This is a genomic window from Clostridium algidicarnis (assembly GCF_000703125.1).
Taxonomy (GTDB): domain Bacteria; phylum Bacillota; class Clostridia; order Clostridiales; family Clostridiaceae; genus Clostridium_L; species Clostridium_L algidicarnis.
The window spans coordinates 2,726,405-2,739,158 of the sequence record NZ_JNLN01000001.1 but is presented as its reverse complement, the minus strand read 5'-3'; the positions used below and the strand labels follow the sequence as shown (position 1 = coordinate 2,739,158).

The following is a 12,754-nucleotide window of genomic DNA, read 5'->3' as shown; positions in this document are numbered from 1 at the left end:
TTACTTAAAGTTACAAGAAATTGTTATAATTTTAAGTATTAATGGTTATACTCTAGAAAAAAGATTTGAGGTAAATATATGAATAAATATGAATTAAATTTTATTTTAGCTAAAATCTCTAATAGCAAAAAATCATTATTATTAGAAACTTATGGCAGTGTGGAGAATATATACAATAATATTGAAAGGCAAAAAGAAAACAATTACCTTAACTATATATGGATGGAATTAGAGTCGAGTATTTATATAAATATAGAAGAGTTAAGTGAAATGATATTTAAAAATGAAATGAAATATTGTTTTTATGGTGAAAGCGTATATCCTTATTTTTTGAAAAACATAGAAGAACCTCCCTTTGTATTATTTTATAAAGGAGAAATAGAAAAGCTGCAAAATCATACTAATATATCCATAATAGGGTCTAGAAAATGTAGTAATTACGGAGAAGAAATGGCTAAACAAATAATTAAAGGTTTGAACGGATATGATATAAATATTATAAGTGGTGGAGCTAGAGGAATAGATAGCATAGCTCATAATATATCATTAAAAGAAGGGTTGTATACAACAGCTGTATTGGGGTGTGGATTAGATCTTATCTATCCAAAAGAAAACAAAACTTTATATGATGAAATTTCTAAAAGAGGATGTATAATTTCTGAATTTATGCCGGGAACTCCACCATATAAGATTAATTTTCCAAGAAGAAATAGAATAATAAGTGGGCTTAGTGAATTAGTAATAATAGTAGAAGCCGCAGAAAGAAGTGGTACACTAATAACAGCTAATTATGCACTACTTCAAGGTAAAGATGTTATGGCTGTGCCAGGTAGCTATTACTGGAAACAGAGTAGAGGCTGCAATGATCTAATAAAAGATGGCGCCTATATATTTACAGGAATAAATGATATATTAGAATTATTAGGAATTGATAAAAAGATTAATAATTGTGATAAAAGCAATAAAATGAATTTAAATAAAAGCTTTTTAATGAAGTTTATTGAAGATAGACCCATACATATAAATGAAATAATTAACAAAAGTAATATTGACATAAAGGTACTGTATGAGTTATTATTTGAAATGCAACTTGCTGAAGAAATAATATGCTTAGCAGGAGACTATTATGTTAAGAAAATTTAAATATGATAATATAAAGCCAGATAGAAAATATAGTAAATATGTATAAGAAATAGTATGAAATATGTTTGTGGGATTATATTACGTAGGGGGTGAAATCTCCATTTCATTATGGAGTATTATATGGGACAAAATTTAGTTATTGTTGAATCACCAGCAAAGGCAAAAACAATCGGTAAGTATTTAGGGAAAAATTATATAGTAGAAGCATCTATGGGACATGTTAGAGATTTACCTAAAAGTCAACTAGGAGTGGATATAGAAAATAATTATGATCCTAAATATATTACAATAAGAGGTAAAGGTGAATTATTAAATAAGCTAAGAAAGCTTGCAAAGAAAAGCGATAAAGTTTATCTTGCAACAGACCCTGATAGAGAGGGAGAAGCTATTTCATGGCATTTAGCAACAGCATTAAAAATAGATAAAAAAGAAAAGTGTAGAATAGAGTTTAATGAAATTACTAAGACGGCCGTGAAAAATTCTATAAAGAATTCAAGAACTATAGATGAAGATTTAGTAGATGCTCAGCAGGCAAGAAGAGTTTTAGATAGACTAGTTGGATATGAAATAAGTCCAATTTTATGGAGAAATGTAAAGTGGGGACTTAGTGCAGGTAGGGTTCAGTCAGCAGCGTTACACTTGATTTGCGATAGAGAAGCAGAAATTGAAAAGTTTATTCCAAAAGAGTATTGGAGCATAGAGTGTATTATCTTAAAAGATAAAATAAAATTTCCTGTAAAACTTACAGGTTATAATAATAAAAAAATAGAAATAAAAGATGAACAAGAAGCTAATAATATTATTGAAAATATAAAAAGCAATGATTTTAAAGTAGAAAAAGTTAAGAAGTCTTTAAAAAATAAAAATCCACTTCCACCATTTACAACAAGTACATTACAACAAGAAGCTTATAAAAAGATAAATTTTGCAACAAAAAAGACTATGTCGGTAGCTCAACAACTTTATGAAGGTGTTGAAATAAAGGGATATGGAACCATTGGTTTAATTACTTATATGAGGACAGATTCTGTACGTATATCTGATGAGGCTCAAGGATATGCAATGGAATTTATCGAAAGCACCTATGGTAAAGAATATTTACCAAAAGAGCCTAGAGTTTATAAAAGTAAAAAAAATATACAAGATGCTCATGAAGCTGTAAGGCCTTCAGATATAAACATTAGACCAGAGAAAGTAAAGGCAAGCCTTAAGCCAGAACAATATAAACTGTATTTACTTATATGGAATAGATATGTAGGAAGTCAAATGTCATCTTGTACATTAAATACTATTTCAGTAGAGATGAAAAATGGAGATTACACTTTTAGAGCTAGCGGATCATCAATTAAATTTGAAGGTTTTATGAAAGTGTATGATTATGCTCCTGATACGGAAGAGGAAAACACAAAAATACCGGAGCTTATTGAAAATGAAATTTTAAATTGTTGTGATATAGATCCTAAACAACATTTCACACAGCCTTCTGCTAGATACACAGAAGCAAGTTTTGTTAAAACTATGGAGGAAAATGGAATTGGAAGACCAAGTACTTATGTACCAACTATATCTACACTCTTTAGCAGAAAATACATTGATAGAGAGAAAAAAAGTTTATTACCAACGGATTTGGGCAAAATAGTAAATGACATTATGGAAAAGTATTTTAAACAAGTAGTTGATATAGAATTTACTGCGGCAATGGAAAATAAGCTAGATAGTGTAGAAGAGGGAAAGGAACCATGGAAAGAAGTTGTAGATGAGTTTTTTAAACCTTTAAAGGAATCTATAGATATAGCTGAAAAAGAAATATCCAAAATAACCATAGAGGATGAAGTAAGTGAGGTGCCTTGCGATAAATGTGGTAAATTAATGGTTATTAAGCATGGAAGATTTGGTAAGTTTTTAGCTTGTCCGGGATATCCAGAATGTAAAAATACTAAAGCGATAGTGGAAGAACTAAAAGCTCCATGTCCTAAGTGTGGAGGTATATTAGTTGCTAAAAGAAGTAAAAAAGGTAATAGATTTTATGGATGTTCTACATATCCAGAATGCGATTTTATTAGTTGGTTTGAACCTTCAGAAAAAAAATGTATTAAATGCGGAACATTTATGTATAAAAAATATAGTAAAGCTAAAGGAAATTATTTGGAATGCTCTAATGCAGAGTGTAAATTCAAAGAAATTATAGAAAAGGAAACTGAAGAATAAGTTGATTAATACTTAATTGATGATAATTTAATTTCAATACAAGGAGAAATATGTTGAATTAATAAGATTTAGGTTGAAACTTGTTCTATAGTATGATATTATGATTTAGGTAAAGCTACGACTATTCTAAATATTTAGAAAAGATTAAGTCTTTAGAATAGTCAATAAACTTAAAAGTTATATAAATGTATATAAATTAGATATTTTATATAATTTATTGTAAGGAGGAATAAAATGTCTACGTTGTTGAGTAAAGCAAGAAGCCTAAATAAGATACTTCAAAAATCTGGAGCAGAACCAGTAGTATTTGATGATATTTGTAAGATCCTAAGTGAAGTTCTGGAATGTAATGTTTATATAGTAAGCAGAAAAGGAAAGATACTAGGACATAATTTTTCCAAAGGATTTGAGTGCGATAAAGTCAAAAGCAATGTTTTAGACCAAGGGAGATTCCCAGAAGACTATAACAATAATCTTTTAAATATTCATGAAACAATATCAAATGTTCCAAATAAAGGAAGCTGCGTGTTTGAAGATAATTGTGAATGTAACTTACTAGAGAAAAACTCTACTATAGTTCCTATAATAGGAAACAGAGATAGAATCGGTACTTTACTTTTAGCTAGATTTGGAGATCTATTTACTGATGATGACTTAGTTTTAGCTGAATATAGTGCTACAATTGTAGGGCTTGAAATGTTAAGAGCTAAGCAAGACGTAATAGAAGAAGAAGCTCGTAAAAAAGCAGTAGTTCAATTAGCTATTGGTACTTTATCTTATTCTGAACTAGAGGCAGTAGAGCATATATTTAATGAGCTAAATGGGAGTGAAGGTCTTTTAGTTGCTTCTAAAATAGCTGATAAAGTAGGAATTACTAGATCAGTTATTGTAAATGCTCTTAGAAAGTTTGAAAGCGCAGGAGTAATTGAATCAAGATCCCTGGGAATGAAGGGTACACATATAAAGATATTAAATGACAAGTTATTAGATGAATTAAAAAAGATGAAATAAAAAAAAGTAAAAGGAATTATCCTTTTACTTTTTTAAATGTAAATTTAGATTATTAAAAAAGTTAATAAATTTTAAAATATATATTGATACTATGATAGCATTATGATATACTATCAAAAGAGAAAATACACACATTGTTCAATTTATAAAGGGGTGCCTTAAAGGTATTTTATGAATATGAGAACAATGGAGGTAAAAACCAAGGAGGTATATAAAATGGCAGTAATTTCAATGAAACAATTATTAGAAGCAGGTGTTCATTTTGGACATCAAACTAGAAGGTGGAACCCTAAAATGGCTCCATATATATTTACTGAAAGAAATGGTATATATATAATTGACCTTCAAAAAACAGTTAAGAAAATAGATAATGCGTATGATTTTATTAGACAATTATCAATGGATGGAAAAGATATTCTATTTGTTGGAACTAAAAAACAAGCTCAAGAAGCTATACGTGAGGAAGCTGAAAGATCAGGAATGCATTTTGTTAACAATAGATGGTTAGGTGGAATGTTAACAAACTTTAAAACTATAAAGGCTAGAATAAAAAGATTAAATGACTTAAGAACTATGGAAGAAGATGGAACATTTGATGTTCTTCCAAAGAAAGAAGTAACTAATCTTAGAAATGAAATGGAAAAGCTAGAAGCTAATTTAGGCGGAATTCAAAACATGGATGTAAGTAACATTGGAGCACTGTTTGTTGTTGATCCAAGAAAAGAGAAAAATGCTGTTTCAGAAGCTAAGATATTAGGAATACCTGTAGTAGGAATAGTTGACACAAACTGTGATCCAGATGAAGTTGATTATATAATACCAGGAAATGATGATGCAATAAGAGCAGTTAAGTTAATAACTGGAAGAATGGCTGATGCTGTTATCGAAGGAAGACAAGGTGAACAACTAGCTGAATAGTTTATATAAATGGTAAATGAGGTTTAAATCTCATTTGCCATTTAAACTAACTGAATAAGGAGGATTTAAAATGATTAGTGCAAAGTCTGTAAAAGAACTAAGAGATATGACGGGTGCAGGGATGATGGACTGCAAGAAAGCTTTAACTGAAGCTGATGGAGATATTGAAAAAGCAGTTGAAGTATTAAGAGAAAAGGGATTGGCAGCTGCAGCTAAAAAAGCTGGGAGAATTGCTTCAGAAGGAGTAGTTGAAACATTTATTTCTGAAGATAAAAAACAAGCTGGTATGATTGAATTAAATTGTGAAACTGATTTTGTTTCACTTAATGAAGAATTTATAAAATTTGCTAAGAGCTTAGCTAAAATGGCTTCAGTTTCTAATGCAAAAGATATTGATGAATTTATAGAAGAAAAACATATAGATAATCCAGATAAATCTGCAAAAGAAGTTTTAACTGATTTAATAGCAAAACTTGGAGAAAATATGAACATTAGAAGATTTGTTAAGTTAAATGTTCAAAATGGTGTAATATCAAGCTATGTTCATGGTGGAGGCAGAATTGGAGTTTTAGTTGAATTGGGATGTGAAAATAGCAACGAAATATTAGAAACAGTTGCGAAAGATGTTGCTATGCAAATTGCAGCAACTAATCCATTGTTCTTAGATAAAACATGTGTAGATCAAGTATCAATTGAAAAAGAAAGAGAAATATATAAAGTTCAAGCTTTAAATGAAGGAAAACCTGAAAAGATAGTTGAAAAAATGGTTGAAGGTAGAATTCAAAAATACTATAAAGAAGTTTGTTTAGTTGAGCAAGTTTGGGTAAAAGATGCTGATTACACAATTTCAAAGTATTTAAAAGAAAAGTCCAAGGAAGTAGGATCTGAAATAAAGATTAATAAGTTTGAAAGATTTGAAAAGGGCGAAGGAATAGAGAAAAAAGAAGAAAACTTTGCTGAAGAAGTTCAAAAGCAAATGCAGCAGGGAAAATAAAAAAGAGAACACTGCGTGTTCTCTTTTTTTAAAAATATATATTAAAAGCAATAATTTTACTGGGGGTTAGTATATGGAAGGTTGCAAATATAAGAGAATCATACTTAAAGTATCAGGAGAAGCATTAGCAGGAGATAATGGATTTGGTATTGACTTTGATGTTGCCACAAGAATAGCTATAGAAATTAAAGAGTTGGTTGATATGGGAGTAGAGATTGGTGTTGTTGTTGGAGGCGGAAACATATGGAGAGGAAGAAGTGGTAAAGGCATGGACAGAGCTACAGCAGACTATATGGGTATGCTAGCAACTTGTATAAATGCATTAGCTCTTCAAGATTCTCTTGAAAACGTAGGCGTGCACACTAGAGTGCAAACTGCAATTGAAATGAAGGAAATTGCAGAACCGTTTATAAGAAGAAGAGCAATGAGACATTTAGAAAAGGGAAGAGTTGTAATATTTGCTGCAGGAACTGGAAATCCATATTTCTCTACAGATACAACTGCTGCCTTAAGAGCTGCAGAAATGGAAGTCGATGTAATATTATTAGCTAAAAAAGTAGACGGAGTTTATGATAAAGATCCCCATAAATATAGTGATGCTATAAAATTTGATAAATTATCTCATATGGAAGTATTAGAAAAGGGATTACAAGTAATGGATTCAACGGCTGCATCGTTGTGTATGGACAATAACATACCTATTTTAGTATTTGGATTAGATAATCCAGGGAATATAAAAAAAGCTATAATGGGTGAAAATTTAGGTACTCTAATATCATCAAAATAATATAGGAGGGTTATTATGATAAAAGATATTATAAAAAAAGCTGAAGATAAGATGAAAAAGACAATAATAGTGCTAAAAAGCGATTTATCTACTATGAAAGCTGGTAGGGCAAATCCTACAATGCTTGATAGAATAGAGGTAGAATACTACGGAAGTATGGTACCTTTAAGTCAGGTAGGAAATATTTCTGCCCCAGAACCTAGGGTACTTCTAATACAGCCTTGGGAAAAGTCTACCCTTAAGGATATTGAAAGGTCAATTTTAAAATCAGATTTAGGTATAAACCCTTCAAATGATGGAACGGTTATAAGACTTATGGTACCGGAACTTACTGAAGAAACAAGGAAGAATCTAGTTAAAAATATAAAAAAAGCAGGGGAAGATTCTAAGGTTGCTATAAGATCTATAAGAAGAGAAAGTAACGACAAAATAAAGAACTTGAAAAAAGATGGAAATCTTTCAGAAGACGAAGTTAAAAATGTAGAAGACGATATACAAAAGCTAACTGATAACTATATAAAAGAAGTTGATATTATAATAGATGATAAAGAAAAAGAAGTAATGTCAGTATAGTAAATGTCTTTAAGTTTCAAATAAATAAAACCTGCTTTGCGGGTTTTATTTAATATTTTTTAGTATTGGGGGCATTGTAATTGTTTAATATATTTAAAAAGAAACTTATTAGGCCAAATGAACAGCTAAAATTAGATATGAATAATATACCAAAACATATAGCTATAATCATGGATGGAAATGGTAGATGGGCAAAAGAAAAGAATTTACCAAGATCTATGGGACATAAAGCTGGGGTAGAGACAATAAGATGTATTGTTAAGGAATGCAATAAATTAGGAATAAAGTATTTGACGTTATATGCCTTCTCTACAGAAAACTGGAATAGGCCAAAGGAAGAAATAAATACATTGATGGGACTTTTAATTCAATATTTAAGAAACGAATTTAATGAATTACATGAAAACGGAGTAGTTATAAATCATATTGGAGATATAACAAAGTTACCCTTATCTTGTCAAAAAGAACTTATTAGTGCATACGAAAAAACTAAAAATAATACAGGGGTAATTATGAATTTAGCTCTAAACTATGGTGGAAGAGATGAGATAGTTTATGCTGTTAATAGCTTAATTAAGGATTTTAGCGAAAAAGATATATTAAAACAACCAATAGATGAAAAAGTTTTTGAAAAGTATCTTTATACAAAAGACATGCCGGATCCAGATTTAATAATAAGACCAAGTGGAGAACAAAGAATAAGCAATTTTTTATTATGGCAGTGTGCTTATTCTGAGTTTTGGTATTCTGATATATATTGGCCAGATTTTGGGATAGAAGATCTTCACAAAGCTATAGCAGACTATCAAAGGAGAGATAGAAGATTTGGTAGTGTAAAATAAAGAATGTAGGTGGTAAATTGAAATCTAATAATAGGTATTTAGGAGCACTAATGTTATCTCCCCTCATTGCATTTTTATTTATAGGAGGACCATATTTAAAAATTGTGTCTTTAATCTTGTCTTTAATGGGAATGTATGAAATATATAATGCAGCTAGAGCTGTAGACATTAAACCTATACCAATACTAGGGTATATATCTTGTGTTTTTTATTATATATTTAATTCAAATTCTGAGATATCATTATTTATTATTATAGTATTAATTTTTATTCTTTTGATAAATTCAGTATTAAACGTGAAATATAACTTTATAGATATATCTGTAACATTATTAGGATTTATTTATTGCGGGATATTCTTTAGTTTTATTTCATTAGTAAATCAGATGCAATATGGAAAATACATGGTGTGGATAATATTTTTATCTTCATGGATTTGTGATACGGCGGCTTATTATACAGGTAGAATTTTTGGAAAAAGAAAGTTATGTCCTAAAGTAAGTCCTAAAAAGACTATAGAAGGCTCTATTGGTGGGCTAATTGGTAGTATGGTAGCTTGTAGTGCTTTTGGCTTTTTTATAAGTAAGAGTGTACCAATACCAAATTATCATTATGTGATATTGGGATTATTAGGTGGTATAGCAGGTCAATTTGGTGATTTATCAGCATCAGCTATAAAAAGATATGTAGGTATAAAAGATTATAGTAATCTAATACCAGGTCATGGTGGAATATTAGATAGATTCGATAGTATATTATTTTCATCTGTAATAGTGTTTTATTATCTTCATTTTATATTACAGCTTTAATTATAAAATTAATATTTTTAACCAATAAAAAGGAGCCTTATATTTATATAAGGCTCCTTTTTATGCGAAATATTTAATGCCCTATATATCATTAAATAGAATAAATTGAATATATGGACTAGTTGTAATATACTAAAAGAAGGACACAAAAGTTATTTATAGGAAGTTATAACTAATTAAATTAACTTGTTATAAAAAATATAAGGGAGGGTTATATGGTTAAGGAATTAGAACAACTTATTGATATGGCTAAAAAAAGACCTGTTAAAACTATGTCGGTTGCTGTTGCAGATGACAATGACATATTAAAGGCTGTATCAAAAGCTGTTAATTTAGGAATTATAAATGCTACGTTAGTTGGAAACAAAGAAAGAATAGAAGCTATTTTAAAGGCTGAAAATATATTAATTAAAGGTGCGAAAATTATAAATGAAAAGGATAGTAAGATTGCAGCAAAGATTGCAGTGGAAGAAGTATCTTTAGGAAAAGCTGATTTTATAATGAAGGGTATGATAAACACTGCAGATTTATTAAAAGCGGTACTTGATAAAAAAGCAGATCTTAGAGGTAAAGGTATACTTTCACACGTTATGGTTTATGAAACACCGACTTACCATAAGTTGCTCTTTTTAACAGATGGAGGAATGATACCTTATCCAGATGTAAATGATAAAGTTGCAATAATAAATAATGCTGTGTTTGTTGCAAGTAGCCTTGGAATTCAAACCCCTAAGGTGGCAGCTATATGTGCTGTTGAAACCGTTAACCCCTCTATGCAATCTACAATAGATGCGTCTATACTATCTCAAATGAATAAAAGAGGACAAATAAAAAATTGCTTGGTTGATGGACCTTTAGGATTAGACAATTCAATATCTAAAGAAGCTGCAAATCATAAAGGTATTAAAAGTGAAGTTGCAGGAGATGCTGACATACTACTTGTTCCAAATATAGAATCCGGTAATTTTTTGGGCAAATCATTAACCTATTTTGGAAAGGCTAAGAGTGCAGGTATAATTGTAGGAGCTAAATGTCCAATAGTTTTGGTATCAAGAGCAGATTCTGCAATGTCAAAGCTATATTCCATAGCGCTTGGAGCGCTAATGGACTAATTTTTAGGAGGAGATTTTATGAAAGTTATAATGTCAGGAAATGAAGCTATTGCAAGGGGAGTCTATGAAGCAGATTGTAAAATCGCATCAGGATATCCTGGGACACCTAGTACGGAAGTATTAGAGAATTTTGCTACTTATGAAGGAGTTTATGCAGAATGGGCACCTAATGAAAAGGTTGGATTTGAAGTTGCGTCTGGAGCATCTATAGGTGGAGCTAGAAGCTTATCAGCTATGAAACACGTAGGGCTCAATGTAGCTGCAGATCCGCTCTTTACAATGGCTTATGAAGGCGTTAATGGTGGTTTTGTAGTAGTAACTGCAGATGACCCAGGTATGCACTCATCTCAGAATGAGCAAGACAATAGACTATATGCACCTCATGCAAAAATAGCACTTATAGAACCTTCTGACTCAGATGAGTGTAGAATATTTATGAAAGAAGCATTTAAAATAAGTGAAGATTTTGATACTGTTGTTTTATTTAGAAGCACTACTAGAGTTTCCCATTCTAAAGGACCTGTTGAACTTGGAGAAAAGTTAGAGGTTCCTATTAAACCCTATGTAAAAAACATATCAAAATATGCTATGATACCTGCTAATGCAAGAAAGAAACACTATGAGGTAGAAGAAAGATTAGAAAGATTAAAAGACTTTTCTAATACAACCTTTTTAAATAAAATAGAGATGAATGATACATCTATAGGAATAATAACTAGTGGTATAAGTTATCAATATGCTAAAGAAGTTTTCGGTGATGATGCATCTTATCTTAAAATAGGAATGAGCTATCCTTTACCAGATAAATTAATAAAAGAATTTTCTAAGAAGGTGGACAAACTTTATGTAATAGAAGAAAATGAACCTTATTTAGAAAATGCTATAAAGGTAATGGGTATAGATTGTATAGGAAAAGATATAATTCCAATATGTGGAGAATTAAACCCAGAAATTATAAGAGAGGCTATTTTAGGTAAAAAAGCAGACTCTAATTATATAACAGATATAGTTCCACCATCAAGGCCTCCAATATTGTGTGCTGGGTGTCCTCATAGAGGAATGTTTTATGCCGTATCAAAATATAAGGATATAATAGCTACAGGGGATATAGGATGCTATACTCTTGGAATGATGCCGCCACTTAGTGTTACAGATACAGTTATTTGTATGGGAGCTTCGATTTCATCAGGACTTGGAATGCAAAAGGCAAGGGAACTATCTGGTGATAAATCAAAGGTGTTTGCATTTATTGGTGACTCAACATTCTTTCACTCTGGAATAACAGGACTTATAGACTCTGTTTATAACGATATTCCAATAGTTACTTGTATATTAGATAATAGAATTACAGGCATGACTGGTCATCAAGAAAATCCTGGTACAGGAAAAACACTTCAACGCAAAACTGCACCTATAATAGATATCGAAGGATTAGTATTATCCTTAGGTATTAAAAAAGAGAACTTGAAGGTTGTAGATCCTTATGATTTAAAGGCCACTGAAGCTGCTGTAAAAGAAGCTTATGAAAGTGAAGAACCTTTTGTTATAATAGCAAAGCAGCCCTGTGCTTTAATAAAAGATGTAATAAAGTACAGAGCTCATATGAAGTGCAAAATAGATCCTATAAAATGCAAAAAGTGCAAGGCTTGTCTAAAGGTTGGATGCCCTGCATTAAATTATAAAAATGGAATTGTAAGTATAGATAAAGATATGTGTAATGGATGCGAAATATGTAAGCAAGTCTGTAAGTTCGGAGCTATTGAAAAGGTAGGTGAACAAAATGAGTAATACTAAAAATATTTTGTTTGTAGGTGTAGGTGGCCAAGGAACCATATTAGCATCTAAGGTGTTAACAGAAGGAATTTTAAATTTTGGCTACGACGTAAAAATGTCAGAAGTACACGGAATGGCCCAAAGAGGAGGAAGTGTAACAACTCAAGTAAGGTATGGAGAATGCGTTTCTTCACCATTAATTGAAAAAGGAACTGTAGATGTAATTGTTTCATTTGAAAAGAGTGAGGCTGCTAGATGGGTTTCTTATTTAAAAGATGAGGGTACTTTAATAGTTAATGATTATGAAATATATCCTATTACTGTACTTATAGGTATGGAAAGCTACCCTAAAGATGTTAGTAGTAGATTAAAAGCTTTGGTTCAAAATACTGTTATTGTTGATGCTCATGGTATGGCGGGGGATCTTGGAAATGTAAAAGCTCAAAATATTATTTTGTTAGGAGCATTAATCAAAGCATTAAATTTAGAAGATATAGATTGGGAAAAGGTTTTGGAAAATAATGTGCCAAAGAAGGCATTAGAACTTAATAATAAGGCATTTAAAATAGGGTTAGAATTTTAAC

Annotated in this window: 12 protein-coding genes; all 12 read left to right on the top strand. The window is 30.6% G+C overall.

Translation table 11 applies throughout. The features are described 5' to 3' along the window. The first annotated feature begins 78 nt into the window (after positions 1 to 78). Positions 79 to 1,143 (top strand): DNA-processing protein DprA, encoded by a 1,065-nt coding sequence (gene dprA, locus BV55_RS0113085; protein ID WP_029453259.1) that lies wholly within the window; start codon positions 79 to 81, stop codon positions 1,141 to 1,143. Between the two features lie 120 nt (positions 1,144 to 1,263). Further along, positions 1,264 to 3,351 (top strand): type I DNA topoisomerase, encoded by a 2,088-nt coding sequence (gene topA / locus BV55_RS0113080; protein ID WP_029453258.1) that lies wholly within the window; start codon positions 1,264 to 1,266, stop codon positions 3,349 to 3,351. Between the two features lie 234 nt (positions 3,352 to 3,585). Next, on the top strand, positions 3,586 to 4,362 hold the full coding sequence (codY, locus tag BV55_RS0113075; RefSeq protein WP_029453257.1) for a GTP-sensing pleiotropic transcriptional regulator CodY: 777 nt from the start codon (positions 3,586 to 3,588) through the stop codon (positions 4,360 to 4,362). A gap of 216 nt (positions 4,363 to 4,578) precedes the next feature. Further along, the gene (gene rpsB / locus BV55_RS0113070; RefSeq protein ID WP_029453256.1) at positions 4,579 to 5,280 is read left to right on the top strand and encodes a 30S ribosomal protein S2; all 702 of its coding nucleotides are present in this window, start codon (positions 4,579 to 4,581) and stop codon (positions 5,278 to 5,280) included. 70 nt (positions 5,281 to 5,350) lie between these two features. After that, positions 5,351 to 6,274: a translation elongation factor Ts gene (gene tsf, locus BV55_RS0113065; RefSeq protein ID WP_029453255.1), complete on the top strand. Its 924-nt coding sequence runs from the start codon at positions 5,351 to 5,353 to the stop codon at positions 6,272 to 6,274. A gap of 73 nt (positions 6,275 to 6,347) precedes the next feature. Continuing rightward, positions 6,348 to 7,061, top strand: coding sequence for a UMP kinase (gene pyrH, locus BV55_RS0113060; RefSeq protein ID WP_029453254.1), 714 nt, complete (start codon positions 6,348 to 6,350; stop codon positions 7,059 to 7,061). A 15-nt stretch (positions 7,062 to 7,076) separates the two neighbouring features. Further along, positions 7,077 to 7,634, top strand: coding sequence for a ribosome recycling factor (gene frr, locus BV55_RS0113055; protein ID WP_029453253.1), 558 nt, complete (start codon positions 7,077 to 7,079; stop codon positions 7,632 to 7,634). A gap of 137 nt (positions 7,635 to 7,771) precedes the next feature. Then, positions 7,772 to 8,476 (top strand): isoprenyl transferase, encoded by a 705-nt coding sequence (locus BV55_RS0113050; RefSeq protein ID WP_242850899.1) that lies wholly within the window; start codon positions 7,772 to 7,774, stop codon positions 8,474 to 8,476. A gap of 17 nt (positions 8,477 to 8,493) precedes the next feature. Next, entirely contained in the window at positions 8,494 to 9,285 is a 792-nt protein-coding gene (locus tag BV55_RS0113045; RefSeq protein ID WP_029453251.1) for a phosphatidate cytidylyltransferase, read from the top strand. Positions 9,286 to 9,500: 215 nt separating this feature from the next. Next, on the top strand, positions 9,501 to 10,397 hold the full coding sequence (locus BV55_RS0113040; protein WP_029453250.1) for a bifunctional enoyl-CoA hydratase/phosphate acetyltransferase: 897 nt from the start codon (positions 9,501 to 9,503) through the stop codon (positions 10,395 to 10,397). Between the two features lie 18 nt (positions 10,398 to 10,415). Next, a complete protein-coding gene (iorA, locus tag BV55_RS0113035; protein WP_029453249.1) occupies positions 10,416 to 12,185 on the top strand; it encodes an indolepyruvate ferredoxin oxidoreductase subunit alpha in 1,770 nt (589 codons plus the stop codon). After that, a complete protein-coding gene (locus BV55_RS0113030; RefSeq protein ID WP_029453248.1) occupies positions 12,178 to 12,753 on the top strand; it encodes an indolepyruvate oxidoreductase subunit beta in 576 nt (191 codons plus the stop codon). The genes iorA and BV55_RS0113030 overlap by 8 nt, the downstream gene beginning before the upstream one ends. Position 12,754 lies beyond the last annotated feature (1 nt).

What these genes read in the sequence shown, in the direction of transcription:
- dprA (WP_029453259.1), top strand. Translation starts at nt 79, where the DNA reads ATGAATAAATATGAATTAAATTTTATTTTAGCTAAAATCTCTAATAGC.
- topA (WP_029453258.1), top strand. Translation starts at nt 1,264, where the DNA reads ATGGGACAAAATTTAGTTATTGTTGAATCACCAGCAAAGGCAAAAACA.
- codY (WP_029453257.1), top strand. Translation starts at nt 3,586, where the DNA reads ATGTCTACGTTGTTGAGTAAAGCAAGAAGCCTAAATAAGATACTTCAA.
- rpsB (WP_029453256.1), top strand. Translation starts at nt 4,579, where the DNA reads ATGGCAGTAATTTCAATGAAACAATTATTAGAAGCAGGTGTTCATTTT.
- tsf (WP_029453255.1), top strand. Translation starts at nt 5,351, where the DNA reads ATGATTAGTGCAAAGTCTGTAAAAGAACTAAGAGATATGACGGGTGCA.
- pyrH (WP_029453254.1), top strand. Translation starts at nt 6,348, where the DNA reads ATGGAAGGTTGCAAATATAAGAGAATCATACTTAAAGTATCAGGAGAA.
- frr (WP_029453253.1), top strand. Translation starts at nt 7,077, where the DNA reads ATGATAAAAGATATTATAAAAAAAGCTGAAGATAAGATGAAAAAGACA.
- BV55_RS0113050 (WP_242850899.1), top strand. Translation starts at nt 7,772, where the DNA reads ATGAATAATATACCAAAACATATAGCTATAATCATGGATGGAAATGGT.
- BV55_RS0113040 (WP_029453250.1), top strand. Translation starts at nt 9,501, where the DNA reads ATGGTTAAGGAATTAGAACAACTTATTGATATGGCTAAAAAAAGACCT.
- iorA (WP_029453249.1), top strand. Translation starts at nt 10,416, where the DNA reads ATGAAAGTTATAATGTCAGGAAATGAAGCTATTGCAAGGGGAGTCTAT.
- BV55_RS0113030 (WP_029453248.1), top strand. Translation starts at nt 12,178, where the DNA reads ATGAGTAATACTAAAAATATTTTGTTTGTAGGTGTAGGTGGCCAAGGA.